At 65.5% G+C, this 26,553-nt stretch carries 26 protein-coding genes; 16 read left to right on the forward strand and 10 right to left on the reverse strand.

The genetic code is table 11. The annotated features are described in order from the left end of the window. Window positions 1-3: 3 nt before the first annotated feature. Together trpA and trpB are read right to left on the reverse strand one after the other, a co-directional pair. Window positions 4-795: a tryptophan synthase subunit alpha gene (trpA, locus tag A9973_RS29510; RefSeq protein ID WP_183017105.1), complete on the reverse strand. Its 792-nt coding sequence runs from the start codon at window positions 793-795 to the stop codon at window positions 4-6. Further along, entirely contained in the window at window positions 792-2,000 is a 1,209-nt protein-coding gene (trpB, locus tag A9973_RS29515; protein WP_183017106.1) for a tryptophan synthase subunit beta, read from the reverse strand. Before trpB ends, trpA begins: the two co-directional genes overlap by 4 nt. A gap of 123 nt (window positions 2,001-2,123) precedes the next feature. Here trpB and A9973_RS29520 point away from each other — a divergent pair, with 123 nt between their 5' ends. The 5 genes from A9973_RS29520 to A9973_RS29540 all read left to right on the forward strand — a co-directional run bounded on the left by A9973_RS29520 (window position 2,124) and on the right by A9973_RS29540 (window position 5,405). After that, a complete protein-coding gene (locus A9973_RS29520) occupies window positions 2,124-2,996 on the forward strand; it encodes a LysR substrate-binding domain-containing protein (RefSeq protein ID WP_183017107.1) in 873 nt (290 codons plus the stop codon). After that, the gene (locus tag A9973_RS29525; protein ID WP_183017108.1) at window positions 2,993-3,721 is read left to right on the forward strand and encodes a bifunctional 2-polyprenyl-6-hydroxyphenol methylase/3-demethylubiquinol 3-O-methyltransferase UbiG; all 729 of its coding nucleotides are present in this window, start codon (window positions 2,993-2,995) and stop codon (window positions 3,719-3,721) included. The genes A9973_RS29520 and A9973_RS29525 overlap by 4 nt, the downstream gene beginning before the upstream one ends. Window positions 3,722-3,956: 235 nt before the next feature. Continuing rightward, on the forward strand, window positions 3,957-4,265 hold the full coding sequence (locus A9973_RS29530; RefSeq protein WP_183017109.1) for a DUF4148 domain-containing protein: 309 nt from the start codon (window positions 3,957-3,959) through the stop codon (window positions 4,263-4,265). 97 nt (window positions 4,266-4,362) lie between these two features. Continuing rightward, window positions 4,363-4,671, forward strand: a complete 309-nt coding sequence (locus tag A9973_RS29535) for a DUF4148 domain-containing protein (RefSeq protein ID WP_183017110.1) — start codon at window positions 4,363-4,365, stop codon at window positions 4,669-4,671. A 131-nt stretch (window positions 4,672-4,802) separates the two neighbouring features. Further along, entirely contained in the window at window positions 4,803-5,405 is a 603-nt protein-coding gene (locus A9973_RS29540) for a TetR/AcrR family transcriptional regulator (RefSeq protein WP_183017111.1), read from the forward strand. Window positions 5,406-5,484: 79 nt separating this feature from the next. On the opposite strand, the gene A9973_RS29545 is transcribed toward A9973_RS29540, so the two are convergent. From A9973_RS29545 to A9973_RS29555, 3 genes are all read right to left on the reverse strand, one after another. Further along, window positions 5,485-6,342, reverse strand: a complete 858-nt coding sequence (locus A9973_RS29545) for an isochorismatase family protein (protein ID WP_183017112.1) — start codon at window positions 6,340-6,342, stop codon at window positions 5,485-5,487. 248 nt (window positions 6,343-6,590) lie between these two features. After that, window positions 6,591-7,208: a TetR/AcrR family transcriptional regulator gene (locus A9973_RS29550; RefSeq protein ID WP_183017113.1), complete on the reverse strand. Its 618-nt coding sequence runs from the start codon at window positions 7,206-7,208 to the stop codon at window positions 6,591-6,593. A gap of 140 nt (window positions 7,209-7,348) precedes the next feature. After that, window positions 7,349-9,520, reverse strand: coding sequence for a malate synthase G (locus A9973_RS29555; RefSeq protein WP_183017114.1), 2,172 nt, complete (start codon window positions 9,518-9,520; stop codon window positions 7,349-7,351). Between the two features lie 239 nt (window positions 9,521-9,759). On the opposite strand from A9973_RS29555, the gene glcC reads away from it, so the two are divergent. Beyond that, window positions 9,760-10,524 (forward strand): transcriptional regulator GlcC, encoded by a 765-nt coding sequence (gene glcC, locus A9973_RS29560; RefSeq protein WP_088588592.1) that lies wholly within the window; start codon window positions 9,760-9,762, stop codon window positions 10,522-10,524. 34 nt (window positions 10,525-10,558) lie between these two features. Here the strand turns inward: glcC and A9973_RS29565 are convergent, their stop codons facing one another. The 5 genes from A9973_RS29565 to A9973_RS29585 form a co-directional block, all read right to left on the reverse strand. Then, a complete protein-coding gene (locus tag A9973_RS29565; protein WP_183017115.1) occupies window positions 10,559-11,677 on the reverse strand; it encodes a saccharopine dehydrogenase family protein in 1,119 nt (372 codons plus the stop codon). 205 nt (window positions 11,678-11,882) lie between these two features. Next, on the reverse strand, window positions 11,883-12,275 hold the full coding sequence (locus A9973_RS29570) for a DUF4148 domain-containing protein (protein WP_183017116.1): 393 nt from the start codon (window positions 12,273-12,275) through the stop codon (window positions 11,883-11,885). A gap of 311 nt (window positions 12,276-12,586) precedes the next feature. Further along, on the reverse strand, window positions 12,587-12,991 hold the full coding sequence (locus A9973_RS29575) for a DUF1090 domain-containing protein (RefSeq protein ID WP_183017117.1): 405 nt from the start codon (window positions 12,989-12,991) through the stop codon (window positions 12,587-12,589). Window positions 12,992-13,091: 100 nt separating this feature from the next. After that, a complete protein-coding gene (ubiA, locus tag A9973_RS29580; protein ID WP_183017118.1) occupies window positions 13,092-14,018 on the reverse strand; it encodes a 4-hydroxybenzoate octaprenyltransferase in 927 nt (308 codons plus the stop codon). 217 nt (window positions 14,019-14,235) lie between these two features. Further along, window positions 14,236-15,432 (reverse strand): PLP-dependent aminotransferase family protein, encoded by a 1,197-nt coding sequence (locus A9973_RS29585; protein WP_183017119.1) that lies wholly within the window; start codon window positions 15,430-15,432, stop codon window positions 14,236-14,238. A gap of 158 nt (window positions 15,433-15,590) precedes the next feature. On the opposite strand from A9973_RS29585, the gene A9973_RS29590 reads away from it, so the two are divergent. The 10 genes from A9973_RS29590 (at window position 15,591) to aspS (ending at window position 26,475) form a co-directional block, all read left to right on the forward strand. Beyond that, entirely contained in the window at window positions 15,591-16,076 is a 486-nt protein-coding gene (locus tag A9973_RS29590) for a GAF domain-containing protein (RefSeq protein ID WP_183017120.1), read from the forward strand. Between the two features lie 343 nt (window positions 16,077-16,419). Continuing rightward, window positions 16,420-17,313: a 4-hydroxy-tetrahydrodipicolinate synthase gene (gene dapA, locus A9973_RS29595; protein WP_183017121.1), complete on the forward strand. Its 894-nt coding sequence runs from the start codon at window positions 16,420-16,422 to the stop codon at window positions 17,311-17,313. A gap of 134 nt (window positions 17,314-17,447) precedes the next feature. Next, entirely contained in the window at window positions 17,448-18,224 is a 777-nt protein-coding gene (locus A9973_RS29600; RefSeq protein ID WP_183017122.1) for a sterol desaturase family protein, read from the forward strand. Further along, complete coding sequence (locus A9973_RS29605; RefSeq protein WP_370539549.1) at window positions 18,184-19,116, forward strand: fatty acid desaturase; 933 nt, start codon at window positions 18,184-18,186, stop codon at window positions 19,114-19,116. Before A9973_RS29600 ends, A9973_RS29605 begins: the two co-directional genes overlap by 41 nt. 33 nt (window positions 19,117-19,149) lie before the next feature. Next, window positions 19,150-21,078, forward strand: a complete 1,929-nt coding sequence (locus tag A9973_RS29610; protein WP_183017124.1) for an iron-containing redox enzyme family protein — start codon at window positions 19,150-19,152, stop codon at window positions 21,076-21,078. After that, a complete protein-coding gene (locus tag A9973_RS29615) occupies window positions 21,075-21,971 on the forward strand; it encodes a hypothetical protein (RefSeq protein WP_183017125.1) in 897 nt (298 codons plus the stop codon). Before A9973_RS29610 ends, A9973_RS29615 begins: the two co-directional genes overlap by 4 nt. A gap of 181 nt (window positions 21,972-22,152) precedes the next feature. Then, complete coding sequence (locus A9973_RS29620; RefSeq protein WP_183017126.1) at window positions 22,153-23,436, forward strand: putative Na+/H+ antiporter; 1,284 nt, start codon at window positions 22,153-22,155, stop codon at window positions 23,434-23,436. A gap of 208 nt (window positions 23,437-23,644) precedes the next feature. Then, complete coding sequence (locus A9973_RS29625; RefSeq protein ID WP_183017127.1) at window positions 23,645-23,965, forward strand: FmdB family zinc ribbon protein; 321 nt, start codon at window positions 23,645-23,647, stop codon at window positions 23,963-23,965. A gap of 10 nt (window positions 23,966-23,975) precedes the next feature. Further along, on the forward strand, window positions 23,976-24,647 hold the full coding sequence (locus A9973_RS29630; RefSeq protein ID WP_183017128.1) for a DUF502 domain-containing protein: 672 nt from the start codon (window positions 23,976-23,978) through the stop codon (window positions 24,645-24,647). A gap of 40 nt (window positions 24,648-24,687) precedes the next feature. Then, window positions 24,688-26,475 carry an aspartate--tRNA ligase gene (gene aspS / locus A9973_RS29635; RefSeq protein ID WP_169273434.1) on the forward strand — a complete coding sequence of 596 codons (1,788 nt, stop codon included), beginning with the start codon at window positions 24,688-24,690 and terminating at the stop codon, window positions 26,473-26,475. Window positions 26,476-26,553 lie beyond the last annotated feature (78 nt).

Below are 26,553 nucleotides of genomic sequence, written 5' to 3' on the forward strand. Positions count from 1 at the left end.
CGTTTACGCTCCGGCCCGGATGCCGTCGGAGAGTTTTCGAACCTCATTTAACGCCGCATCGATTCCGCCCGTCGCTAACACCTCGACCAGGTGCGTACCGACAGCGACCAGGTCGGCATGGCGGCTGACGGCGCGGGCCTGCTCGGCAGACCGTACGCCGAAGCCTGCCGCGACAGGCAGCAGCGTCCGCGCTCTTACCCGTTGCAGGGATTCGGCGATCGCGTCATCGGATGGCAACGCGCCGCCCGTGGTCCCCGCCAGCATGACGTGGTAGACGAAGCCGCTTGCGCCGCGCAGCACCGCATCCAGCCTGGCGGCGGGCGTCGTCGGGGCCGTCATCCGGATGACGTCGATGCCATGGGCTTGCGCCTGCCGGCCGATCTCGCCGGCGTGGTCCGGCGACAGGTCCACGATGATCAACCCGTCCACGCCCGCCTGGCCCGCGTCGGCCATGAAGGCCGCGACGCCGTAGCGCAGCATCGGGTTCAGATATCCCATCAGCACGATCGGGGTTTGCTGATCCTGCTGCCTGAACGCTTGGACCAGGTCGAAGGTCCGCCGCATCGTCTGGCCGGCGCGGATGGCGCGGTCATTGGCCAGTTGCAGCACCGGGCCGTCCGCCACCGGGTCGCTGAACGGCATGCCGAGTTCGATCACGTCGGCGCCGGCTGCGGGCAACTGGTTCAAGAGTCGCAGGCATTCGTCGTAAGACGGATCGCCCGCCGTGAAGTACGCGGCCAGCCCCGCTTGGCCGGCCGCCCGCAGCGCGGCGAGCTTGTGTTCCAGACGGCTCATGTCGATGCTCCGGAAAATTGCAGGACGGTATTCAGGTCCTTGTCCCCGCGTCCGCTCAGGCAGACCACGATGGTCTTGTCCGCGTCCAGGCGCGGAGCAAGCTTGCGGGCGTAGGCCAGGGCATGGGCGCTTTCCAATGCCGGGATGATCCCTTGCATCTGCGTCAGCCAACGGTAGGCGTCGACCGCCTCGTCATCGGTGACCGAGACATAGCTCACGCGGCCCGTGTCCTGCAGCAACGCGTGTTCCGGCCCGACGCCGGGGTAGTCCAACCCGGCCGAAATCGAGTGCGCGTTGGTGATCTGGCCGTCCTGATCCTGAAGGAAGTAGCTGCAGCAGCCGTGCAGCACCCCCATCCGGCCCGCGCTGATGCTGGCGGCATGATGCGCGGTGGCGACGCCATGTCCGGCGGCCTCGACGCCATGCAGCTGGACCTGCGCATCCTCCAGGAACGGATAGAAGAGGCCGATCGCGTTGGAGCCGCCGCCGACGCAGGCGATCATCGCGTCGGGCAGGCGGCCTGTCTTCTCCAGGATCTGCGCGCGGGTCTCTTCGCCGATCACCTTTTGGAATTCCCGGACGATCCAGGGGTAGGGATGCGGCCCGGCGGCCGTTCCCAGCAAGTAGTACGTGTCGTCCGGGCGGGAGATCCAGTCGCGGATGGCCGCATTCATCGCGTCCTTCAGTGTTGCGCCACCGTCCGGTATTGCCCGCACTTCTGCGCCCAGCATCTTCATGCGGGCCACGTTGGTGGCTTGACGTTCGACATCGACCGCGCCCATGAAAATCACGCATTTCAGGCCGTACAACGCACAGACCGTGGCCGTCGCTACCCCGTGCTGGCCGGCACCGGTCTCCGCGATGATCCGTGTCTTGCCCATTCGCCTGGCCAGCAGGATCTGGCCCAGGCAGTTGTTGATTTTGTGGGCGCCGGTGTGGTTCAGGTCTTCCCGTTTCAGGAAGATGCGGGCGCCGCCAAGCGACTCGGTGATCGCTCGGGCATAGAGAAGAGGGCTGGGCCGTCCAACGTAGTCGGCCAGCATCGACCGGTATTCGTTCCAGAACGCGTCGTCGTCCAGAACATCGCGATAGGTCCGCTCCAGGTCATCAAGCGCCGGGATCAATGTTTCGGGCATGTACCGGCCGCCATACTGGCCGAATTGCCCAAGAGGGTCGGGGGATACGGGGTGGGAGGCAAGAGACATGGCATTAGCCTGTTGAACACATTGAAGCTATGGTAGCGAGGGTTATTCCCTTGATAAATCATAGATTTCTTGCTTGCGATTATTAGATTTTCTAATATCCAAGCCATGCGTACCCTTCCCCCCATGAACTCGCTGCGCGTCTTCGACAGCGCCGCCCGGCACTTGAACCTGTCCCTTGCCGCCGAGGAGCTGCGGGTGTCGCACAGCGCGGTCAGCCAGCAGATACGGCAGTTGGAAACCTGGTTGGGCGGCAAGTTGTTCGAACGGCACTCAGGGGGCGTACGGCTGACCGCGGCGGGCCACGACCTGCTGCGCGCCTGCCAGCCGGCCTTCGACATGCTCGAGCAACGATGCGCCGCGCTGCGCGGCAGAACCGCATCCGCCGATGTGGTCATCGGCGCCCCGGCCAGTCTGCTGTCCAACTGGATCATTCCAAGGCTTGAGCACTTCGAGCGCGGGCATCCCGATATCCAGGTCAGGCTGCAAACGGCAACCGATATCGCGTTGTTGGAGCGCGGGGTTGTTGACGTGCTGATCGTTGCCGAGGATCACCAGTCCGCGGCGATTGGGGCGACGCCGTTGTTCCCGGAGGCGATCGGTCCGGTCTGCACGCGCGAGCTGGCGCAGCGGCTCGCCACGCCGGCCGACATCCTGGCCTTGCCGCGGCTGCAGACGTCTTCGCGGCCCCGCGCGTGGGAACAGTGGGCCGCCGCGTGCGGGTTGGCAGAGGCCCCGGCGCTGGCGCCGCCGAAACATCAGTTCGATCAGCTGGGCCACATGCTGGACGCCGCGGCGGTGGGCCTGGGCATCGGCATTGCGCCGGAAATGCTGGTGCAGGCCGATATCCTGGCAGGCAAGCTTGCGGCTCCTCTCGGCTTCAAACAAACGGGAGGATGGTTTAGCCTGTACGTCCGCGCGGACGCCAGAGCCGCCGTGGAAGACCTGAAGCGCTGGTTGAAGACCGAGGCGGCAGCGAAAGCCGATTGCTCTGCATGACCCAGAACATCTACGACACCCCTGAATTCTTCGACGGCTATAGCCGGATGGCGCGTTCGGTGCATGGCTTGGACGCCGCGCCCGAATGGCCGGCATTGCAGGCGATGCTGCCGGACGTGCGCGGCAGCCGGGTGGTGGATCTGGGCTGTGGCTTCGGCTGGTTCTGCCGTTGGGCGCAAACGCAAGGGGCGGCCGAAGTGGTGGGCATGGACGTGTCCCAAAACATGCTGGATCGGGCGCGGGCGACGACCCCGTCGCCGCAGGTCGCCTATGTGCATGCCGACCTGGAGCGATTGCATCTGCCCTGGGGCCGCTTCGAGCTGGCCTACAGTTCGCTGGCGCTGCATTACGTCGAACACTTGGCAGACGTGTTCGCGATGATTCATCGCACGTTGGTGCCAGGCGGACGCTTCGTGTTTTCGGCCGAGCACCCCATCTACACCGCGCCGGCTCAACCGGGTTTTGTCCAGGATGCGACGGGCCAACGGGTATGGCCGCTGAACCAATATTCGCTGGAAGGGCCGCGCACGACCGATTGGCTGGCCAAAGGTGTGATCAAGCGGCATCGCACGCTCGCGACGTACCTGAATCTGCTGATCCAGGCGGGCTTCACGATCCGGCAGGTGGAGGAATGGGCGCCGTCGGCGGAACAGTTGGCGGCGCAGCCCGCGCTGGCTGAGGAGCAGGACCGGCCGATGATGGTGCTGGTGTCGGCCAGCCGTTAGGGCGGCCGACGAGCGTGGCGGAAGGGCATCAAGAAATATATTGTTTCACAATACCCGCTTGCGTTGTCTATCTAGTAGTAGGTAAGATTCATCCATCGACGCAGCAAACCCAACCAAGCCGCTGACGCCGGAACCAGAAATACAGTAGCACCGCTTTTTTATTTCCCTCGGTATCTACCTATAAGTAGATAGTTTAATCGAAACCCGCATCGAATCCGTTATCTGGAGATCAACCATGAAGACCCTCGTATCCGCCCTGATCCTGTCCGCTTCCTTCATCGGCGCCGCCCAAGCCGGCGAACTGGACTACCCGCCCGCCCTGAACACCGAAAGCACGGTCACCCGCGCCCAAGTGCAGCAAGAGCTGGCCGCCGCCCGCGCCAATGGCGAACTGGTGTCCGGTGAAGAAGGCTACGCCGCCACCGCATTCGCCGCCGCAGGCACCGACAAGACCCGCGCCCAAGTGAAGCAGGAACTGGCCGCTGCCCGTGCCCAAGGCCTGACCGAAAGCGGCGAACTGGACTACCCGCCCGTTCAAGGCTGAGTTGTCGACGTCTTTTTTTAGAACTGTATCTATCTAGCGATAGATAGCTTTAGTGCCCAACCCCTGATGCAGCACTGATCCTTATTGGAGATCAATCATGAAGACTCTCGTATCCGCCCTGATCCTGTCCGCTTCCTTCATCGGTGCCGCCCAAGCCGGCGAATTGGACTATCCGCCCGCCCTGAACACCGAAAGCACGGTGACTCGCGCCCAAGTGCAGCAAGAATTGGCCGCCGCCCGCGCCAATGGCGAACTGGTTTCCGGTGAAGAAGGCTACGCCGCCACCGCGTTCGCTGCCGCCGGCACCGACAAGACCCGTGCGCAAGTGACGCAGGAACTGGCCGCTGCCCGCGCCCAAGGCCTGACCGAAAGCGGTGAACTGGACTACCCGCCCGTGCAAGGCTAAGCAGGATGCCGGCACATGCGGACCCCGGGGGGCGGGATGTTTCCCGGCCGGGGTCCGCACGGGCGTTTTTTGGACCGCGCTTAGGGCGGCCCCCGATGACGAACCGACCTATTAGTAGGTAATATTCAGCCATGGACACTCCGACCCCCAACACCACCCGAGACCTGCTGCTGGCGCACGCCGAGAAGCTGATCCGCACGCGCGGATGCAATGGTTTCAGCTACCGCGACCTGGCGGAGCATGTGGGCGTGAAGACGTCCAGCATTCACTATTACTTTCCAGGCAAAGACGACCTGCTGTACGAAGCGGTCGAGGCCTACAGCGCACGCGCGCTGGGCAACGTGCGCGCGATCGATACCGCGCAGCCGGCGCAAGCGCAGCTTGAGCAATATCTGTCCATGATGGAATCGCGCGCTTGCGGCGCCGGCGAACTCTGCCTGGGCGGCATGCTGGCCGCCGACGTCATGAGTTTGTCTGAGCGCGTGCGCGGCGCATTGCAGGGCTTTTTCCGCGCCCATGAAGCGTGGCTGGCCCGTGTGCTGGCTGAAGGCGCGGCGCAGGGCACGCTGAAATTTTCGGGCACCGCGGACGCGGCTGGCCGGGCGGTGTTCGCCACGGTGCAGGGCTGCCTGCTGGTGGCGCGCCTGTTCCAGCAGCCGCCCGCCTTGTGCGAGGCCATCAGCGCGCTGTATGTGGAGTGCGACAAGGCAGCCAAGCCTGCCGCCGCCGCATAGCCGAAGCGATCCCTCGAAACACGGCCGCCATGCGCAAGCAGGCGGCCGTTGTCATTCGTGACGCGGAATCGTCCGCGTATCAGGCCTGCAAGGCGCGCGCCATGTCCACGCTGGTGCGCTCCTGCACGCCCAGGTCTCGCATGCGCTGCAGGAAGACGGATTGCGCATCGGTGAATCCGGCGACGGGGCTCATGCAGTCGGTCAGCAGCACCACGCGCGACAGGTTGCCGCCCGGCAGGTGTTCGGCCAGGTGCTCCACGGTGGCTTTCACGCAATGGCTGCCGGCTTCTCCGGCGACGACGATGAGTTCGGCGCGGTCCAGCGAGTCGACCAGGTTGCGGTTGAGCTGGCTGCGCGGGTCGTCGGGATCAGGCACTTCAGCCATTAGCGCGCTGTAGTGTTCGGTCCAGGGGTTCGTGCCCTTGGGCACCTTGCGCACGATGAACTGGCCGGCGTCTTCCCAGCGGCTGTAGGCCGCGCGCACATCGGCGTGCACGTTGTGCCCCCAGGTGCCGATTTCGCAATGCACAGGCCACACCATCAGGGTGTAGCGGCCGCGCGCTTCCAATTCTTCCAGATACGCCCGGGTGCGGGGCAGGTCGTCGTCGTGCCTGGGCTGGAATTCGCCCGTGTGCAGCTGCGCGGCGGTGATCGGCGTGAAAGGCGTGACGGGCTGGCCGTCGCCGGTGCGCCAGAACGTGGGATGGGCGATGTCCAGCCGATGGTGGGAATCCAGCGTCACCGTGATGGAGGTCAGCACCGGCGCGGTGGCGTCGATGAAGCGCGCCAGCCGCTGCATGTCGGCATGCGCGCCCGCCACCGGCAGCGCGGGCTGCGTGGTGTTCCCGGTCAGCGGATCCGTGGGCAGGTAGGCCTCGGGCAAATCGCAGAAATCGTTCTGCGGATCAATGATCAAGAGATGGATTGAACGCGGCATGACGGGATTCGGTAGGGATATCCCGGAATATAGACCGGGACGCGCGGTATCCACTAGAACAGCACCAGATGTTCGGCGCAGTCGGGCAGTTGCCGCAGCAACGCGCGCCATTGCCGCCAAAGGTGCGCCAGCAGGCCGGCGGCGATGACTGCGATCAGAATCCACATGACGGGCTCCGGATGAATTATTCGCACTATCGTGCGAAATTAGGGAAAAGAAACACCGGCACAGGCCGGTGCGGGGACGGGTTAGTCGAGGTACGTGAAGCTGCGATAGGTGGAGATCAGCCGGTCATAGGCGGCGCGCACGCGGGCGGGCGCCTTCGGGTCGCGCAGGAAACGCGCGTCGTGCATCAGGCCGATCATCAGGCTGTAGATTTCGAACACCAGCTGTTCCGGATCGGTATCCGGCCGCAGGTGGCCCGCTTCCAGCGCCTGGGTGACGGTGCGCACCATGGCGGCACGCCACCGGCGCAAATTGTCTTCCAGCACCGCGCGCAGCGGCGACTCCACGTCGTCGTATTCGAAGGCGCCGGCCACGTAGATGCAGCCCGTCAGCAATTCGACGTTGCTGGCCCGTTCGACCCACAGCGAGACCAGCGCGTTCATGCGGGGCAGTCCACGGGGGTAGGCCATGGCGGGCGTGAAGACGGCGGCCACGAAGCGCCGGTCGTATTCGTCCAGCACCGCCTGCTGCAAGGCTTCCAGCGACCCCACGCGCGAGAACACGCCGCTTTTGCTGATGCCCAGATGCCGGGCGATCTGGCCGAGCGACAGGCTTTCGATGCCCTGGGCGGCGGCCATGTCCAGGGCCGCGTCCACAATGGCCGCGAAGGTCAGCTCGCTCTTTTCGGTTTTGGCAGTCATGGCGGCAAATTTAGCACGACTGTGCGAAACAGGAGAGTTACTTTATTTATTGGGCCCGCATCGGCGCTGCGTGGCCGGCGTCCAAATGAAAAAACCGGACCGCGATGGCGGTCCGGTTCGATCGTGCGGCAGGGATGCGGTCAGACGGCGGTCTTGAATTGCAGACGGTACTTGTGCAGCAGCGGTTCGGTGTAGCCGTTGGGCTGCGTCAGGCCCTCGAACACCAGCGCGCACGCGGCCTGGAACGCCAGCGAGGTCTCGAAGTGGCCTGCCATGGGCTGATAGGCCGCGTCGCCGGCATTCTGGCCGTCAACCACTTTGGCCATGCGCTTGAAGGTCTCCATGACCTGGTCCTTGTGGGTCACGCCGTGGCGCAGCCAGTTGGCGATGTGCTGGCTGGAGATGCGCAAGGTGGCGCGGTCTTCCATCAGGCCCACGTTGTGGATGTCGGGCACCTTGGAGCAGCCCACGCCCTGGTCGACCCAGCGCACCACATAGCCCAGGATGCCCTGGACGTTGTTGTCCAGTTCCTGCTGGATGTCGGCGGCGGACCACTTCGAGGGATCGCCGACCGGCACGGTCAGCAGGCCGCTCAGCAGATCGTCCCGGACGTCGGCGAGCTTGGTGCGTTCCAGTTCTTTCTGGACTGCCTGCACGTCGACTTGATGGTAATGCAGCGCGTGCAGCGTGGCGGCGGTGGGCGAGGGCACCCAGGCGGTATTGGCGCCGGCCTTGGGGTGCGCGATCTTCTGTTCCAGCATGGCGGCCATCAGGTCCGGCATGGCCCACATGCCCTTGCCGATCTGGGCGCGGCCGCGCAGGCCGGTGTCCAGGCCGACCAGCACGTTGTTGCGCTCGTAGGCGGTGATCCACGCGGTGGACTTCATGTCGCCCTTGCGCAGCATCGGGCCGGCTTCCATGCTGGAGTGCATTTCGTCGCCGGTGCGGTCCAGGAAGCCCGTGTTGATGAAGGCCACGCGCGACGCGGCGGCGCCGATGCACGCCTTCAGGTTGATGCTGGTGCGGCGCTCTTCGTCCATGATGCCCATCTTCAAGGTGTTGCGCGGCACCTTGATCAGGTCTTCGACGCGGTCGAAGAGTTCGCTGGCGAACGCGGCTTCGACGGGTCCGTGCATCTTGGGCTTCACGATGTAGACGGAACCGGTGCGCGAATTCAGCTTGTGCTTTCGGTCTTGCAGCGCGGCCAGGCTGGTGACGACGGCGTCCAGGATGCCTTCGGGGATTTCAAGGCCGTCGCGGTCCAGGATGGCCGGGTTGGTCATCAGGTGGCCGACGTTGCGCACGAACATCAGCGAACGGCCATGCAAAGTCAGCGACGACCCGTCGGGGCGCGTGTATTCGCGGTCGGCATTGAGCTTGCGGGTGAAGGTCTTGCCGCCCTTGGTGACGGCTTCGGTCAGGTCGCCCTTCATCAGGCCCAGCCAGTTGCGGTAGATGTGCACCTTGTCGTCCGCATCGACGGCGGCGACCGAATCTTCGCAGTCCATGATGGTGGTCAGCGCCGCTTCGACCAACACGTCCTTGACGCCAGCGGCGTCGGTGCCGCCGATGGGGGTGGCGCGGTCGATCTGGATTTCGAAGTGCAGGCCGTTGTTCTTCAGCAGGATGGCGGTGGGGGCGGAAGCCTCGCCCTGATAGCCGGCGAATTGCGAGCCGAATTTCAGGCCGGTGGCGCCGCTGGCCAGCGCCACGCGCAATTGGCCGCCTTCGACCGTGTAGCCGTGGGCGTCGGCGTGCGAGCCTTGGGCCAGCGGGGCGGCGGTATCCAGGAAAGCGCGGGCGCGCGCAATGACGGCGGCGCCGCGTTCGGGGTTGTAGCCCTTGCCGGTGTCGCCGGGGGTGGCGGGAATGGCGTCGGTGCCGTAGAGCGCGTCGTACAGGCTGCCCCAACGGGCGTTGGCGGCGTTCAGCGCGTAGCGCGAATTCGACATCGGCACGACCAGTTGCGGGCCGGCCTGTTGCGAGATTTCGGTGTCGACGTTGTCGGTCGTGGCTTGGACGGTGGCCGGTTGCGGCAGCAGGTAGCCGATGCCTTCCAGGAACTTGCGGTAGACGGCGGGGTCGGCGATGGGGCCCGGATGGGCGCGGTGCCAGGCGTCGAGTTCGGCCTGAAGGCGGTCGCGTTCGGCCAGCAGCGCGCGGTTCTTGGGGCCCAGGTCGTGCACCAGGGCGGCGAAGCCTTGCCAGAAGCCGTCGGCCTCCAGGCCGGTGCCGGGCAGGGCTTCCTGTTCGATGAATTGGTTGAGATTGGCCGCCACTTGCAGGCCGTGGTGCTGGATGCGTTGAGTCATGCGGATCTCTAGCGGTAAGAAGGGCTGGCCGGCGCCGGGCGCCGGGCGAATCTGTCCTGACATCATCGTTCGCACCTGCCGCAATGTCCATATCAAAACCAACTGGTCATACCAGTTTATTTCTCTCCCTTCAGGCAAAGCCGATATTTTTATGGTTTTATATCAGCTACTTACAGCGGGACGATCAAGCGGCTTGAGTTGATGCCGCGCTTGGTCATACCACTGGTCCCGGAGAGTGCATGTACGCGGAAACAGAAGAGAAACCCCGCCAGGTGGCGGATGAGGTCGCCGAACGGATCGAGCGCCTGATCCTGGACGGCGTGCTCAAGGCGGGGCAGGCGCTGCCGTCCGAACGGCGCCTGACCGAAAAGCTGGGCGTGTCGCGCACGGCGCTGCGCGAAGGGCTCAAGCTGTTGCGCGCGCGCGAGATCATCCATACCGCGCAGGGCAAGGGCTCGTTCGTGGCGCACATCTCGAAGGTGGATGCCGGGCCGCTGATGCACCTGTTCAACTCGCAGCCGCGCACGCTGTACGACCTGCTGGAAGTGCGTTCGCTGCTGGAGGCCGAGTCGGCCCGGTTGGCGGCCATCCGCGGTACCGAGGCCGATTTCATCATGATCCGCCGCCGCTACGACGAGATGGTCAGTGCGCAAGGCACCGCCACCGACACGGCCACGCATGCGCATCTGGATCATGCGTTCCACCTGGCCATCTGCGAGGCTTCGCACAATCCCGTGCTGGTGCATACGCTGCAATCGCTGACGGACCTGCTGCTGGGGTCGGTGTTCGCGTGCGTGAACAACCTTTACCACCGCGAACCCGAAAAGCGCCAGATCGACCGCCAGCACACGCGCCTGTTCAATGCCGTGACGGGGCGGCAGCCCGAATTGGCGCGCAAGGCTGCGGCAGATCATGTGGACAGCGTGCGCCAGAGCCTGGCCGAGATCGAACAGGAAGAGCAACGCCTGGTGCGCGCGACGCTACGCCTGGAAGGCTGGACGTAGCGCCGCGCCGCGGGCGGGGAAAGCCCGCCGGCGCTTAGCGGTCGGCCGTGGCGCAGCCAGCCAACGCCAGCGGCTTGCCGGCGTAGATGCGGCCGAAGCGGTTGTTCAGCAGGGCGTCCAGGTCGATGGATTCCTGGCCCACGAAGCCTTGCTGCGGCAGCGCGCCTTGGGCCACCAGGTCCAGCGCGGCGCAGATGCCGGCGGCTGTGGATAGCTGGATGGCGCTCAGGCGATGGCCGTCCACGTCCGCGCCGAAGACGCGGATCGGGTAGGACTCTTCTTCCAGGCGGCCATGGCGGTGGCCCGATGCGGACGCCTGGATCACGATCACATCCTGTTCGGTGGTGGGGATGGCCGATTCGAAGATGTCCTTGAGCAGATCGCGGCGGTCGCGCAGGCGCAAATCGTTAAGCAGCAGCTTCATGATGTTGCAGTGGCCGGGATAGCGCACCGACTTGTAGTCCACGTTGCGCGCGCGGCCCAGCAGCGTGGCGGGCAGCGTGCCCAATCCGCCCGAGGTGTTGAAGGCCTCGTATTCCACGCCGTCCAGCGCGAACGTCTCGTAGCCTTCCAGCGCAGGGACGCTGGTCAGCTGCCCGTCGACGATGGCCTCGCAGGGGTTGCAATATTCGTTGATCAGCCCTTCCGTGCTCCAGGTCAGGTTGTAGCGCAGGCTGTTGGACGGATAGCGCGGCAGGGCGCCGACGCGCATGCGCAAGTCCAGCAAGGTGTCGAAGCGGCGCGCCAGCGCATTGCCGACGATGCCGATGAAGCCGGGGGCCAGGCCGCATTGCGGCATCAGCACGCTGCGCGCGTTTTCCGCCAGCGCCTGGATGGCATGGGTGCTGGCGACGTCTTCGGTCAGGTCGAAGTAGTGCACGCCGGCCCGCGCGCACAAACCGGCCACCGCGGTGGCGCGATGGAACGGCAGGGCGTTAACGACCGCATAGGCGCCTTCGATCGCGCGCGCCACCGAGGCGTCGTCGCTGATCTGGCGCGTTTCGCAACCCAGTTCGGCCAGGACGGCCAGACGGGCGGGATCCTGGTCGGCAACCAGCACGGAATAGTCGCCGCTGCGCTCCAGCATCAGGGCGATGGCGAAACCGATTTTTCCGGCGCCCAGCAAAACGATGGGACGGTTGGGGGTGGACATGGTGCGACTCCTGCGAAGAGGGGGGATGGGTTGGCCTCATCCTATGCGGGAGTGCTGTCGATTTGTAGATTCGAAAGTGTCGTAACGGCTTAAGTTAACGTCGTTATGACTTAAAGCTGCGTCGAAACGTCAAAAAACAAAGCCCCTCGGCTTGTGGCCGAGAGGCTTTCGATGGGTGATCACAGGGCCTTTTCAGGCCAGGCGATCAGCTGCCCATGGGGGGGTAGTCCATGTTGCCGAAGGTGACCAGGCCTTCTGCCTTGGCTTGGGCCAGTTGCGATTGCACTTGCGCGCGGGTCAGCGACGTGGCGGTTTCAGCGGCGGCGACGGGCGGGTAGTCCAGGTTGCCGAAGGTGACTTCGCCGGCGGTTTTGGCCTGGGCCAGTTCAGCTTGCACTTGTTGCGAGGTCAGGCTGGACTTCTGGGCGATGGCGGCGGGGTAGCCTTCTTCACCGAACGTGTACTGGCCCGAAACCTTGGCTTGTTGCAGTTCGGCTTGAACCTGGGCGCGCGTCGGGCCCTGGTCGGCTTCAGCGGCTTGAGCGCCTGCAGCCAGAACGGACATGGACAGCATCAATGCGGTAGCAAGGGTTTTCATAGCAGACCTCCGGTGTCTTGTGAGCTTGGGATCCGAACCTCTGGCCTCATTGCTGGGGGTTCGCTTGCTGTGTCCCGATGAGATGCATTCTGTGCTCAAACAACCCTGGGATAAACCCTTATTACCTGAAAACATCTTTCCAAAATCTGCACTAATCGATTTCGATTCTTCCGAATGACACCATAGGTGGCGATATTTCCATTTGATGACGCAATAGGTGGTGGTCCGCAGGCGGCCGGCGGGGAACAAAAAAAAACAGCCCCGGGACGGGCCCGGGGCTGCGCAGGAGAACGGGGCTTGCCGGTTCTGGCTTAGCGGTTCAGTTCGACCAGTGCGGCGTTGTACTCGGACTGGGCTTCTTCCAGCTTGCGCTGCGCCTTGTCGATCTTGTCTTGCTTGCCCTTGGCGCGCGCTTCCTTCAGCTCCTGTTCGCGTTCAGAAACTTTGGACTGCTTTTCGCGTACGTCGGCTTCGCGCTGAGACTGCAGGCGGCTGTCGGTGCAATGGGCCTTGGCTTCGGCCAGGGCCTTGCGCAGGCCGGCTTCGCGGCGGGTATTGTTCTGCGCCTGGGCGGCGGCGATGTCGTTCTCGATCTCGCAGAACTTGGCGGCGCAGCCGCGCTGCGCCGAGCAGTCGGTGGCGGCTTGCGCCGGCAGCACGCCGAACAGGGCGCATGCGGCGACGGCAGCGGTCAGGGATTTGATCAAAGCGGGCATGCGGTGGCTCCGTAAGCGTGGCGGGAACACCATGATCGCGCGATCCGCGGTTGCCGGCAATGCGCGGGGTCAAAGCGCCCCGCGCCGCCGGCTTGCGGGATCAGCGGATCACCGTGCCGGCCAGCGCGGCCGCCACCAGCAAGGCGCCCAGCCACAGGTTGGCGCGGAACAGCATGAAGTTGCGGTCGGGGCGCTGGATGTCGAACACCTTCAATTGCCATGCCAGATGCACGGCGACGGCGGCGATGCCGGCCTGATACGCCCACGACAGGCCCATGGCGTGGCCGCCCCAAGCCCACAGCACGACGGTGGCGACGTAGAAGCCGCCGATCCACAGTTTGCCCTGGTCGCCAAAGCGCATGGCGGTGGAGTGCAGCCCCAGGCTGCGGTCGTCGCGCACGTCGACATAGGCGTAGATGCTGTCGTAGCCCACCTGCCAGAGCACCGCGCCCAGCCACATGGCGACGGCGGCCAGCGGCACGTGGTTCTGCGTGTCGGACCAGGCCATGAGCATGCCCCAGTTAAAGCAGATGCCCAGCACCACTTGCGGCCAATACGTGATGCGCTTGCACAGCGGGTAGATGAAGACGAAGGGCAGCACGGCCAAGGCCAGCCAGCGGCTCATCTCGTTCAGGAAGAACAGCAGCGATCCGCAGACGAGCAACTGGCCCAACAGGAACCACACGGCGTTCTTCATCGTCAGCTGGCCGCTGGTCAGCGGGCGGAAGCGCGTGCGTTCGACGTGTTTGTCGAAGTTGCGGTCGCACATGTCATTGACCGTGCAGCCGATGCCGCGCATCAGCAGGGCGCCCAGCGAGAAGACGATCAGCCGCCGCAGGTCGGGCAGGCCGCCTGCGGACTGGACCAGCGCGGCGATGGCCGGCAGCAGGGTCAGCCATGTGCCGATGGGACGGTCCAGGCGGCACAGGCGGGCGTAGGGCCGCCACGACTTGGGCAGCCAGCGTTCGACCCAGTCGGTGAAGACGATGTCGCTTAAGTCGACGGGAGATGGTTGCGGGGCGCTCACTGTCACGGTCGGAAAATGGTCGGGAAAGCCGACAGCATAAAACAACGGCCGGGCATTAAGCCCAGCCGCCCCAATATTCCGCCGTGTCGAGTGCTCCTACGAGGCACTTCCCCCATTAGCCGCCATTGCAACGCAAGCGGGGCCGCACGGATCCGGCTCCGCCGGTCCGTCGCGGCGCCCCCTGGGGGGAGGCGCCGCAGGCGCTTCGGGGGGGGACTTACTCCCCTTTCAACAACTTGCCCAGGATGGCGATGCCGGTGCGGATCTTGTCTTCCTGCACGGTGGCGAAGCTGAGGCGCAGCGTGTTGGCGCGCCCGGCGCCGCAGTAGAACGGCGCACCCGGCACGAAGGCCACGTTCTGCGCGATGGCCTTCTCCAGCAGTTTGGTGCTGTCGATGTGCTCGGGCAGCGTCAGCCAGATGAACATGCCGCCTTCCGGCTTGGTCCAGGTGACGGTGGACGGGAATTCGCGCTTGATGGCGTCCAGCATGCAACTGCCCTGGGCGCGGTAGATTTCGCGCACGTTGGGCAGATGCTCTTCCAGGAAGCCGTCCTTGACGATTTCGTACACGGCCATCTGCGTCAGCGTGGGCGTGTGCAGGTCGGTGGCTTGCTTGGCCTGCACCAGCTTGTTGATCAACGGACGGGCGGCGGCGATGTAGCCCAGGCGCAGGCCGGGGGCCAGCACCTTCGAGAACGTGCCCAGGCGCACGACATTGGCGCCGTATTCGGTGGCCAGCGCGATCAGGCCCGGCTGCGGCTCGCCTGCATAGCGCAGTTCGCCGTAGGGGTCGTCTTCGACGATGGGCAGGTTCAGTTCGGCGGCGCGCTTGACCAGCGCGATGCGGCGTTCCAGGTTCAGCGTGCGGCCCGTGGGGTTCTGGAAGTTGGGCAGCGCATACAGGAAGCGCGCGCCGTCGGCCAGTTCCGGGGTGATGGCCTCCGGGATCAGGCCGCCTTCATCGGTGGGCACCGGCACGAAGTCGGGCTGATACAGGCTGAACGATTGCAGCGCGCCCAGGTAGCTGGGGTCTTCGACCAGGACTTTGCTGTCCTTGTCGATCAGCACCTTGCCCAGCAGGTCCAGTGCTTGCTGCGAACCCGAGACGATGAGGATCTGGTCGGCGGCGACATTGGCGCCGGCGCGGTTCAGGTCGTCGGCAACCCATTGGCGCAGCGGCGCGTAGCCTTCGGTCGGGCCGTATTGCAGGGCCGCGCGGCCGTTGGTGGCCAATACCTTGTCGAATGCAGCACGTACCACTTCTACCGGGAAGCCGCCGGGCGCCGGCAGGCCGCCAGCGAACGAAATGACTTCGGGGCGCTCGGTGACCTTGAGGATTTCGCGGATGGCGGAGCTGGTAAGTTGCTGAGCGCGTTCCGAGAAGGAAAACGCAGGTTCGAAAGGCTTGTCCATGGATTGCTTCTTGATCAAGAAGGGTAAAGGGAGAGGCGTGTGAGGGGGACTGCGGTAAAAAACTATTGTCCCATACGCTAGCAGCCCGGCCCCTTTAACGCGCGGAACCCCTAAAATCACCTGCATCGATAACCGCCTGTACAGTTACATTTGACGCTATGTTTGAAGCCACCCCGATCGTCGCCGACACCAAAGCCGCCCTGTACGCCGAACTGGCTGCCCAGGCCCGCGCCCTGCTGGACGGCGAACCCGACCGCATCGCCAACGCCGCTAACCTGAGCGCGCTGGCCTACCAGGCCTTGCCCGACCTGAACTGGGCGGGTTTCTATTTCTTTGACGGCACGGAACTCGTGCTGGGCCCGTTCCAGGGCAAGCCGGCCTGCGTGCGCATCCCGTTGAGCCGCGGCGTCTGCGGTGCGGCCGCCAGCCAGCGCCAGACGCAACTGGTGCCGGACGTGCATGCGTTTCCGGGCCATATCGCCTGCGACGCCGCTTCGCGTTCCGAGATCGTCGTGCCGCTGGTGCATCAAGGCGCGCTGATCGGCGTGTGGGACGTGGACAGCCCCGTGCCGGACCGCTTCGACGAAGACGACCGCCGGGGCATGGAAGCGTTGTGCGCGGTGTTCCTGGCCAGCCTGGGCTGAACAGCGCGGCGCGCGCCGGGCATTGCGTGTGCCGCCGTTGACACGGCGGCGGGCGCCCGGTAGATTTCTGCATCCGTCGCCAATCGCGCGTTTCATTCATTCATGATCCATCAGGCCTTCCAATCCGCTTCCTGCATCCGCGCCCTGGGCGTGGTGCTGGCTGCCGTCGGCCTGAAATCCAAAAAACAGCCGCTCATCTGACCGGAGCATGCTGTTCCGTCAGATGGGCGACGGAACAGCGGCCTCCTGGCGGCGCTTTGGCGCCTCTGCGCACCCCCCTGATATCCCGAGCACTTCTGTACGGCCAACCACCACGGTCCGCTTACATCGAAGGAGTGTTCTCATGCCATCTCAATCTTCACTTTTCCAGGGCGTCTGGGTACCGCTGGTGACGCCGTTTTCCGGCGGCGCCGTCGACGGGGGCGCATTGCGCCGGCTGGTCCGCCATGTCGCCGCCGCCGGCGTGGACGGGCTGGTCGTGTGCGGCAGCACCGGGGAAGCCGCGTCGCTGGACGACGCCGAGCAACTGGCCGTGCTGGACGCCGTGCTGAACGAGGCCGGCCGCCTGCCCGTCGTCATGGGCCTGGCGGGCAACCATCAGGGCCACGTGCTGCAGCGCCTGTCCGCGTTCGGCACCCGGCCGCTGGCCGGCATCCTGGCGCCCGCGCCGTACTACGTGCGGGCCGGGCAGGAAGGGGCCGCGGCGTACTTCCGCTGTCTGGCCGATGCGTCGCGTTTCCCGCTGGTGCTCTACGACATTCCCTACCGGACCGGTACGACGCTGGACACGGAGACCCTGCTGTCGCTGGCGGCGCACCCGAACATCGCCGCCATCAAGGACTGCGGTGGGTCGTTTGCGAAGACGCTGGCGCTGATCGCCGACGGCCAGATGAACGTGCTGGCGGGCGAAGACCTGCAATCGCTGTCGACCCTTTGCCTGGGCGGCACGGGGATGATCGCGGCGGCGGCGCATATCCGGCCCGACCTGTTCGTGGCCATGCACCAGGCCGTGCGCGCGCAGCAGCTGGACCTGGCCCGCCAGCTGTTTCAGGCGCTGGTGCCTGTGATCCAGCTGGCATTCGAGGAGCCCAATCCGGGGCCGTTGAAGGCGCAACTGGGGCGGCAGGGGCTGCTGAGTGAGGAATTGCGCCTGCCGATGCCGCCGGCAAGCGCGGCGCTGGCGGCGCGCATGGATGCGGCCGTTGCAGGCTTGAACCGCCAGTATCCCTGTCAGTAGCCGGAAGTTAGGCCGATCCTGATGCGCTGTCCGCCAGCTTTGTGGTGCCCGGATTCATTTGGTAATAATTGGCTTACCGGGAAGCTGACGGATTGCTTATGATGCGGCCATTCTCAGGGTGAAACCAAACGTTTATGGCCCAAGCTTTTGAAGCCTTGTCCGCCTGGCAGGTGATGCTGGCGGGACTGCTGTTTTTCGGCGGCATCTATCTGGTCTTCGGCGCGGCGACCTGGCTGCTGACCCAGCACGTGTTGCCGGCGCTGGGCATGGGGCGTCCCCTGGACCCGCGGCCGTTGGCGCCGGGCCAGCTGCGGCGCGAATTCGCCCAGTCGGGGCTGTCCATCCTGCTGTTCGGCACGGGCATGATCTTTCCGTGGGGCCTGTTGCAGCTGGGGTGGGCGCATCTGGATCCGAACCCCAGCTGGCAGAAGGTCGCGGTCGAGATCCTGGTGCTGGTGGCCTGGAACGACGTGCATTTCTGGATCAACCACCGGCTGCTCCACACCAAGCTGCTGCGCCGCTTCCATTTGCCGCACCACCGCTCGGTGGTGACGACGCCGTTCTCCACCTATAGCTTCCACCCGATCGAGGCCCTGATGCTGGGCAACGTGATCCTGCTGCCGATGCTGCTGCACGATTTCAGCTTCTGGGCGCTGGCGTCGGTGCCGCTGTTCAGCCTGTTCTTCAATTGCATCGGGCACGCCAACTACGACTTCTTCCCCAAGGTGTCGTATGCGCACTGGTTCGCCGCCAGCCGCCGGCACCACCTGCACCACGCCTGCTACAACGGCAATTACGGGTTCCAGTTCACGTTCATGGACCGCCTGTTCCGCACCCGGCTGAAGGCCGAAGCGGCCGCCGCGCAGCTGGATGCGTTCCAGCGTAGAGAGTCGCTTGGCGGACGGGCGTAGTCCAAGACGCCGGCTGCCGTCGCTGCGCAATGGGCGCGACTGGCAAAGCCTGGCTTATCTGGCCGCGCTGCCCGCGCTGGCCGCCTGGCAATGGTTCTACGGATTCTGGTGGCCGCTGTACGCGCTGATGCTGTTTTTGACGCTGGGCATCGGCGTCATCCACCACAACCACACGCACATCAGGATGTGGCGCGGGCGCTGGGCCAACCGCGCCACCGACTTCTGGATCACGCTGCTGCAGGGGCACCCCACCTTCGTGTTCTATCCGGCGCACGTGGCCAACCACCACCGCTTCAAGCACGGGGCGAGCGACGTGGCGCGCACCTACCGCTTCGGCGGCGACACGAACCACCTGTGGGGCTATCTGATCCACCCGCTGCAGGCCGGCTGGGTGCTGTATCCGCTGTTCTTCGCGTGGCTGGGCCGCTTGCGCCGCCATTGGCCGGGCGCCTGGCGCTATTGCATGGCGCAGTACGGCGTGTGGCTGGGCTTGTGGGGCGGCCTCTTGGCCGTGAACCCCGTCAAGGCGCTGGTGTTCGTGATCGTGCCGCAGCTGCATGGGCTGCACTGGCTGTTGGCCACGAACTACCTGCAGCACGCGCATGCCGACGGCGGGCCGCGCGCCGTCGCCGGGCTGAACTACGCGCGCAATTTCGAAGGGCTGGTCAACCCGCTGCTGTTCAACATCGGCCTGCATACCGCGCATCACGAGCATCCGCGCGCGCATTGGTCAGACCTGACTCGGCTGCACCGCGAGCACTACCGCCAACACGTCGATCCGGCGCTGAACGAAGGGGGGCTTGCGCCCTACATGTTCCGCGTCTTCGTGCTGGGCGCTTTCGTGCCGCGGTTCCGCAGCCGTTCCTGCATGGCGCCCGAGCACATCCGCTAGCGCCGCATCCACACTCCCACTAGAGACCCGCCCATGCCTATCGCGTTCAATCGTGTCTACCTGGAGAGCGCCGGCTACTTCATGCCGGGCGAGCCCGTGTCCAACGACGCCATGGACAGCTACATCGCGCCGCTGAACCGGATGTCCAGCCGCATCAAGAGCCGCATCCTGGCCGAGAACGGCATCAAGCACCGCTACTACGCCATCGATGCCGAAGGCGCCACCGTGTTCACCAACGCGCAGCTGGCCGCCCACGCCATCCGCGATTGCCTGCGGCGCAACGACAGCGACCTGTCTGCCGTGTCGCTCCTGACCAGCGGCTCGTCGGGCGGCGACGCGCTGATGCCGGGCTTTGCGAACATGATCCAGGGCGAACTGGCCGCGCAGCCGATGGAGACGCTGTCGGTGCACGGCATCTGCGCGGCCGGCGTGTCGGCGATCCAGGCGGCCGCGCAAGGCGTGGAGATGGGCGGGCACGCCAGCGCCCTGGCCGTGGCCAGCGAACTGCCGTCGCGGCTGTTCAAGCGTTCGCGTTTCGCGGCGCGCGGCTACGACGCGGACTTCGACGCGCACTTCCTGCGCTGGATGCTGTCGGACGGCGCGGGCGCGCTGCTGCTGGGCAACACCGGCCGCGCGCTGCCGGGGGCGTCCAGCGGCGTGCGGCTCAAGCTGAAGTGGGTGCATCAGCGCTCGTTCTCGGGCGATTATCCGGTGTGCATGCAACTGGGGCTGTCGGCCGACCGGCAGAAGGGCCACCTGGACTATCCGTCCTGGAACGAGGCCGAGGCCGATGGCGCGCTGTCCTTGCGTCAGGACATCCGGCTCTTGCCGCACCTGTTCGACATCGGCATCCACGAGTACGCGAAGCTGGTGCGCGACGGTTGGCTGGATCCCGATCAGGTGGACCATTTCCTGTGCCACTACTCGTCCGAAAAGTTCATCCCGGTGGTCGAGGACCTGATGGAGAAGGCGGGCCTGGTGATCCCGCGCGAACGCTGGTTCAGCAACCTGGCGTGGCGCGGCAACACCGGCGCGGCGTCCATCCTGATCATGCTGGCGGAATTCCTGGAGACCCGCGAAGTGAAGCCGGGCGAGCAGATCTTCTGCTACATCCCCGAGTCCGGGCGCTTCATGGCCGCCTACATGCTGCTGGAGGCGGAAGCCGTGCACGCGCCGCTGGCGGTGGCGGGCAAAGCGGCAACGCCGGCGGTGCCCCGCGATGACGCGCAAAGCGGCGACGCTGAGGCGATCGCGCCGCCGCACGACCCCGACATGGCGCCGCAAGGGCTGGGCCAATTGCTGACCGAGCTGGCGGCCATCTGGCACGATTACCGTTCGCGCGTCTGGCGCACGCCGGTCGTGCGCCGTTTGCGCAATCGCCAGTTCCAGACGGCCGATTACCTGAACTGGATGGAGAACTGGATTCCGCAGGTGCGCGAAGGCAGCAAGTGGATGCGCGAAGGCGCGGCTTCGCTGTCGGAACAGTACGCGCCCTTGGCCGCGCTGATCGACATGCACGCCGGCGAAGAGCAGAACGACTTCCAGATCCTGTTCCAGGACTACCGCAATGCGGGCGGCACGGTGGACAGCATCGACGCGCTGCGCCGCAATCCGGGCGGCGAAGCGCTGAACGCCTATCTGCACAGCCTGGCCGCCACGCGCGACCCGATCGGCCTTTTGGGCGCGATCTACATCATCGAAGGCACAGGCCAGCGCATCGTGCCCGCGCTGCTGCCGCTGCTGAAAGCCAGCCTGTCGCTGCCGCCGGACGCCTTCCGCTTCCTGGAGTACCACGGCCACAACGACGAACACCATCTGGCGCGCTGGTTGTCGGCGGTGGAGTTGGCGCTGGATTGCGACGAGGACGGCCGCGCCGAACAGCGCATCGTGGACACCGCGCGCCGCACGGCCGCGCTGTACCTGATGCAGTTCCATCACGTGATGGAGGGCGATACGGCATGAGCAAGGAACCCGAATTCCTCTCCAAGGCGCACGACCCGGCCGACCCCAGCCCCTGGCTGGCCTTGTACCTGGACCGCAGCACGCCATTGCCGGACAAGGTGAAGAAAGCCTGGCTGACGGATTCCAGCTGCGCGTCGCGCCAATACCTGCTGCCGTTCCTGCGGCCGCTGGCGCGCGCCTTCATCATTCTGATCCAGGTGGTGAAGACGTTCCTGCCGCGCCGCTGGTCGCATTCGAAGCTGCTGCACCGCATCCTGGCGTGGGGGCTCAAGCGCTTCGTGTCGCCCGAGGCCAACTGGCTGATCCTGCGCCACTTCCATCTGGGCGCGCAGGCGCTGGCCTTCATCGCCGCGAACTCGCCGGTGCCGATCACGACCCACCCGCTCGAACCGCTTGAGATCGACGACCTGAAGGACGAACTCTTCGTCAAGCACGACCTGAATCTGTTCAACTTCGTCATCCGCCTGAACCTGGCGCTGCGGGAGGCGGGCGTGGACATGCATGCGCCCGAGACTGTCGATTTTTCGATGATCAAGGATCCACCGCTCAAACTGGCCGACATGCCGCAGGGCAAGCTGAACTTCCTGGACCTGCAAAGCGCCATCGAACTGTTCACGCCGCTGTACCAACTGATGCTGACCGACAACGACTTCTGGCGCGCGGCCAATTCGCTGCAGCTGGACGAGACCATCGGCATCTACGCGGCCAAGCTGCTGGGCGCGCCGCAGCATCTGATCCTGGTCAACAACAGCCATCCGCTGGTGCCCATGTCGACGCTGCGCGCCGGCTATCGCCTGGTGCTGCACGGCTTGTCGACTGAAATGCTGCACAGCCTGCTGATGGAGATGAAGGCCGCGCAACAGGGGGCGGAACCGCCGGCGCCGATCGCGTAGGCGGGCGGCGCGGCGGCGGGCCGCCTGCCCCTGCTTTTGCAGGAGCGACTTGGTGTAGACCCTGCGTTACACGGAAAAACGCCTGCGGTATATTGCGTCCCTTGTTCGGCGGCACGCGCCGGACCGCGTTCGCATCGCGTGATTCTCCGTTGCGCAGGTCTTTATTCCGGAAGTCCTTCTTATGCCCCAGCCCATCGAAGTCATCGCCACCTTCCTGTTCGCCGTGGCGGTCCTTCATACGTTTTCGGTCCCTGTTTTCGCGCGGCTGGCGCATCGCGGCGGGCCGCATGCGGGCTTCTGGCACCTGTTCTCGGAAGTCGAGGCGGTCTTCGGCGTATGGGCCTTTGCGCTGATCGTGTCGATGGCGGCGATATCGGGACCGGCCTCCGCCATCGACTACATGGACACGCGCAACTTCACCGAGCCGCTGTTCGTCTTCGTGATCATGGTGGTGGCGGCCAGCCGGCCGATCCTGGAAATGGTGGGGCTGATGGTGCGCGTCGTGGCGCGCGCGCTGCCGCTGCCGCGCGAACTGGCCACGTTCTTCGTCGTGATGGCGCTGGTGCCGCTGGGCGGCTCGTTCATCACCGAGCCAGCCGCCATGACGCTGGCCGCCATCCTGCTTCGCGACGCGTACTTCCGCACCAGCGGGCGCGCCGGTTTCAAGTATCTGACACTGGGCGTGCTGTTCGTGAACGTGTCGATCGGCGGCGTGCTGACGTCGTACGCCGCGCCGCCCGTGCTGATGGTGGCCTCCACCTTCGGCTGGGATTCGACCTTCATGGTGCAGCACTTCGGCTGGCGCGCGGCGGTGGCGGTGGTCTTGAACGCCGGCCTGTTGACCTTCATCTGCCGCAAGGCGCTGATGGAGCGCTCGGTGGGCACAGGCGGCGGCGTGGACGCGCCGGAAGGGTCGGATTCGCGTCCCCCGGTGCCCGCCCTCGTCATCCTGGTGCACCTGGCCTTCCTGGTGGCCGTGGTGCTGGCCGCGCACCATCCGGCGATCTTCATGGGCCTGCTGATGATGTTCATCGGCTTTTCGGAAGCCTACAAACGCCACCAGAACCGCCTGCTGATCAAGGAAGGCCTGATGGTGGGCTTCTTCCTGGCCGGCCTGGTGGTGCTGGGCGGGCTGCAGAAATGGTGGCTGCAGGACCTGCTGGGCGGCCTGGAGCCGTTCGTGCTGTTCTGGGGCGCCACCGCGCTGACCGCCATTACCGACAACGCCGCGCTGACGTATCTGGGGTCGCTGGTGGAAGGCACGGGCGAGGCCTGGCGCTACATGCTGGTGGCGGGCGCCGTGACGGGGGGCGGGCTGACGGTGATCGCCAATGCGCCCAACCCGGCGGGTTTCGCCATCCTGAAGAACCATTTCCCCGACGGCAGCATTTCGTCCGGCCGGCTGTTCCTGTCCGCCCTGGGGCCGACCCTGGTGGCGGCCGTCATGTTCCTGCTTCCCGTCTAGGGAAGGGGGCTGCCGCGCTCCGGGGGCGTCGCCCCTGGGACGGTGCTTCCTGCCCACCCGGCAGGCCGGACACCGACGGTTCATGAAAAACCGCTAAAATTCAAGACTTTCCCGTACTTTTTCCGGCCTTGCCCACCTGCCGCCCAGGATCCGTTCGTCTGGCGACTGACGGCTTTTGATTTGCCGGGCCCGCGCCTGGGAGCCCCTGATGCCCATTTACGCTTATAAGTGCAGCGCCTGCGGCCATGCCAAAGACGTTCTGCAGAAGATTTCCGATGCGCCGCTTTCGGTTTGCCCCGAATGTGGCCAAAGCACGTTTACCAAGCAGGTGACCGCGGCTGGATTCCAGCTCAAGGGCTCGGGTTGGTACGTCACCGATTTCCGCGGCAACGGAGCTGGCGGCGCCGCGCCGGCCAGCACGCCGGCGGCGTCGGAAGGCAGCGCGCCCGCGGCTGCCCCGGCGGCGGCGGCCGCTCCTGCGGCGGCACCCGCTCCCGCAGCGCCGGCAAGCGGAACACCGGCCGCCTAGCGTACACGCCATGCGGATGCGCCTCATCAAGAAGTACTTCATCACCGGCCTGTTGATCTGGGTTCCCCTGGTCATCACGGTGTGGGTGCTGGGTCTGCTGGTCGCCACCCTGGAAGGGTTCGTGCCTGGCTTCTTGTCGTCCGAATCGCTGTTCGGCATCGACATCCCCGGCTTCCGCTTCGTCCTGGTCATCGTGGTGGTGTTGATGACGGGCGTGTTTGCGGCGAACCTGATCGGCCGTACCATGGTGGACCAGTGGGAAAACCTGCTGGGCCGCATTCCGCTGGTGCGCTCGATCTACAACTCGGTCAAGCAGGTCAGCGATACCGTGCTTGCCCCGAACGGCCAGGCGTTCCGCCGCGCGGTGCTCGTGCAGTATCCGCGGGCGGGCTCCTGGACGATTGCGTTTGTCACCGGCACGCCCAGCGGTGAAGTGGCCAGCCTGTTGCCCGGCGACCACATCAGCGTGTATGTGCCGACGACGCCGAATCCGACGTCCGGTTTTTTCCTGATGGTGCCCCGCGCCGACGCGATGGACCTGCAGATGAGCGTGGACGCGGCATTGAAGTACATCGTTTCCATGGGCGTTGTCGCCCCGGCCCAGGCGTCCGCGCCCGGGGACCGGCCGGCACCGCTCTCTCCGGTGCCGGGCGTGCAAGACGCGCCTCGCGCCGATTCGTAACCCTTACGCTCAAACTAAGCACACAACGGAGTCATCCCGCATGCGTACCTGCTACACCGGCCAGGTTTGCCGTGACCATCTCGGCCAGACCGTCACCCTGTACGGCTGGGTGAACCGCCGCCGCGACCACGGCGGGGTCATCTTCATCGACTTGCGCGACCGCGCGGGCCTGGCCCAGATCGTGTTCGATCCGGACAACGCCGCCTTCGCCACCGCCGAGCGCCTGCGCAACGAATTCTGCGTCCGCGTCACCGGCCTGGTGCGCGAGCGTCCGGCCGGCACCGCCAACAGCGAGCTGGCGTCCGGTGAAATCGAAGTACTCTGCAAGGAAGTCGAGATCCTGAACGCGTCGGTCACGCCGCCGTTCCAGCTGGACGACGACAACCTGTCGGAAACGACCCGCCTGACGCACCGCGTGCTGGACCTGCGCCGTCCGCAGATGCAGCGCAACCTGATGCTGCGCTACCGCGTGTCGATCGAGACCCGCAAGTTCCTGGACCAGCTGGGTTTCATCGACATCGAAACCCCGATGCTGGCCAAGAGCACGCCGGAAGGCGCGCGCGACTACCTGGTGCCCTCGCGTGTGAACGCCGGCCACTTCTTCGCGCTGCCGCAGTCGCCGCAGCTGTTCAAGCAGATGCTGATGGTGTCGGGCTTCGACCGCTACTACCAGATCACCAAGTGCTTCCGCGACGAAGACCTGCGCGCTGACCGTCAGCCCGAATTCACCCAGATCGACTGCGAAACCTCGTTCCTGAACGAATTCGAGATCCGTGAAATCTTTGAAAACCTGATCCGCCACGTGTTCAAGGTGGTGCAGGGCGTCGACCTGGCCCAGCCGTTCCCGATCATGCCGTGGACGGAAGCGATGCGCCGCTACGGTTCGGACAAGCCGGACCTGCGCGTGAAGCTCGAATTCACCGACATCACCGACGTGATGCGCGATGTGGACTTCAAGGTGTTCGCCGCCGCCGCCACGGCGCCCGGCAGCCGCGTGGTCGCCCTGCGCGTGCCCGGCGGTGCGGAAATGTCGCGTAGCGAAATCGACGGCTACACGCAATTCGTCGGCATTTACGGCGCCAAGGGCCTGGCCTACATCAAGGTCAACGAAGTGGCCAAGGGCCGCGACGGCCTGCAATCGCCCATCGTCAAGAACCTGCACGACGCCGCGCTGGCCGAATTGGTCAAGCGCACCGGCGCGCAAGACGGCGACATCATTTTCTTCGGCGCGGATCGCGAGAAGGTCGTCAACGACGCCATCGGCGCGCTGCGCGTGAAGATCGGCCACAGCGAATTCGGCAAGAAGACCGGCCTGTTCGAAGCCGGTTGGCAGCCGCTGTGGGTGGTTGACTTCCCGATGTTCGAATACGACGAGGAAGACGGCCGCTACACCGCCGCCCACCACCCGTTCACCAGCCCGAAGGATGGCCACGAAGACTTCCTGGAAACCGATCCCAGCAAGGCGTTCGCCAAGGCTTACGACATGGTGCTGAACGGTTGGGAAATCGGCGGCGGTTCGGTCCGTATCCACCGCGAAGAAGTCCAGAGCAAGGTGTTCCGCGCGCTGAAGATCGGCGCTGAGGAAGCCCGCGAGAAGTTCGGCTACCTGCTGGACGCGCTGCAGTACGGCGCGCCTCCGCACGGCGGCATCGCCTTTGGCCTGGACCGCATCGTCACGATGATGACCGGCGCCGAATCGATCCGCGACGTGATCGCCTTCCCGAAGACGCAGCGCGCGCAGGATCTGCTGACGCAAGCGCCGTCGGAAGTCGATGAAAAGCAACTGCGCGAATTGCACATCCGGTTGCGTAACGTCGAAACGAAGTAACCCCCCCCGAGGCGCCGGGGGGCGCCTCCCCCCCAGGGGGGCGCCTCGCGGGACCGGCGGAGCCGGATCCTCGGCGGC

Source organism: Achromobacter sp. UMC46 (genome assembly GCF_014170335.1).
Lineage (GTDB): Bacteria > Pseudomonadota > Gammaproteobacteria > Burkholderiales > Burkholderiaceae_B > Achromobacter.

Excerpts from the sequence above, each read along its gene's own strand:
- trpA (WP_183017105.1), bottom strand. The coding sequence starts at position 795 with ATGAGCCGTCTGGAACACAAGCTCGCCGCGCTGCGGGCGGCCGGCCAA.
- trpB (WP_183017106.1), bottom strand. The coding sequence starts at position 2,000 with ATGTCTCTTGCCTCCCACCCCGTATCCCCCGACCCTCTTGGGCAATTC.
- A9973_RS29520 (WP_183017107.1), top strand. The coding sequence starts at position 2,124 with ATGAACTCGCTGCGCGTCTTCGACAGCGCCGCCCGGCACTTGAACCTG.
- A9973_RS29525 (WP_183017108.1), top strand. The coding sequence starts at position 2,993 with ATGACCCAGAACATCTACGACACCCCTGAATTCTTCGACGGCTATAGC.
- A9973_RS29530 (WP_183017109.1), top strand. The coding sequence starts at position 3,957 with ATGAAGACCCTCGTATCCGCCCTGATCCTGTCCGCTTCCTTCATCGGC.
- A9973_RS29535 (WP_183017110.1), top strand. The coding sequence starts at position 4,363 with ATGAAGACTCTCGTATCCGCCCTGATCCTGTCCGCTTCCTTCATCGGT.
- A9973_RS29540 (WP_183017111.1), top strand. The coding sequence starts at position 4,803 with ATGGACACTCCGACCCCCAACACCACCCGAGACCTGCTGCTGGCGCAC.
- A9973_RS29545 (WP_183017112.1), bottom strand. The coding sequence starts at position 6,342 with ATGCCGCGTTCAATCCATCTCTTGATCATTGATCCGCAGAACGATTTC.
- A9973_RS29550 (WP_183017113.1), bottom strand. The coding sequence starts at position 7,208 with ATGACTGCCAAAACCGAAAAGAGCGAGCTGACCTTCGCGGCCATTGTG.
- A9973_RS29555 (WP_183017114.1), bottom strand. The coding sequence starts at position 9,520 with ATGACTCAACGCATCCAGCACCACGGCCTGCAAGTGGCGGCCAATCTC.
- glcC (WP_088588592.1), top strand. The coding sequence starts at position 9,760 with ATGTACGCGGAAACAGAAGAGAAACCCCGCCAGGTGGCGGATGAGGTC.
- A9973_RS29565 (WP_183017115.1), bottom strand. The coding sequence starts at position 11,677 with ATGTCCACCCCCAACCGTCCCATCGTTTTGCTGGGCGCCGGAAAAATC.
- A9973_RS29570 (WP_183017116.1), bottom strand. The coding sequence starts at position 12,275 with ATGAAAACCCTTGCTACCGCATTGATGCTGTCCATGTCCGTTCTGGCT.
- A9973_RS29575 (WP_183017117.1), bottom strand. The coding sequence starts at position 12,991 with ATGCCCGCTTTGATCAAATCCCTGACCGCTGCCGTCGCCGCATGCGCC.
- A9973_RS29585 (WP_183017119.1), bottom strand. The coding sequence starts at position 15,432 with ATGGACAAGCCTTTCGAACCTGCGTTTTCCTTCTCGGAACGCGCTCAG.
- A9973_RS29590 (WP_183017120.1), top strand. The coding sequence starts at position 15,591 with ATGTTTGAAGCCACCCCGATCGTCGCCGACACCAAAGCCGCCCTGTAC.
- dapA (WP_183017121.1), top strand. The coding sequence starts at position 16,420 with ATGCCATCTCAATCTTCACTTTTCCAGGGCGTCTGGGTACCGCTGGTG.
- A9973_RS29600 (WP_183017122.1), top strand. The coding sequence starts at position 17,448 with ATGGCCCAAGCTTTTGAAGCCTTGTCCGCCTGGCAGGTGATGCTGGCG.
- A9973_RS29605 (WP_370539549.1), top strand. The coding sequence starts at position 18,184 with ATGCGTTCCAGCGTAGAGAGTCGCTTGGCGGACGGGCGTAGTCCAAGA.
- A9973_RS29610 (WP_183017124.1), top strand. The coding sequence starts at position 19,150 with ATGCCTATCGCGTTCAATCGTGTCTACCTGGAGAGCGCCGGCTACTTC.
- A9973_RS29615 (WP_183017125.1), top strand. The coding sequence starts at position 21,075 with ATGAGCAAGGAACCCGAATTCCTCTCCAAGGCGCACGACCCGGCCGAC.
- A9973_RS29620 (WP_183017126.1), top strand. The coding sequence starts at position 22,153 with ATGCCCCAGCCCATCGAAGTCATCGCCACCTTCCTGTTCGCCGTGGCG.
- A9973_RS29625 (WP_183017127.1), top strand. The coding sequence starts at position 23,645 with ATGCCCATTTACGCTTATAAGTGCAGCGCCTGCGGCCATGCCAAAGAC.
- A9973_RS29630 (WP_183017128.1), top strand. The coding sequence starts at position 23,976 with ATGCGGATGCGCCTCATCAAGAAGTACTTCATCACCGGCCTGTTGATC.
- aspS (WP_169273434.1), top strand. The coding sequence starts at position 24,688 with ATGCGTACCTGCTACACCGGCCAGGTTTGCCGTGACCATCTCGGCCAG.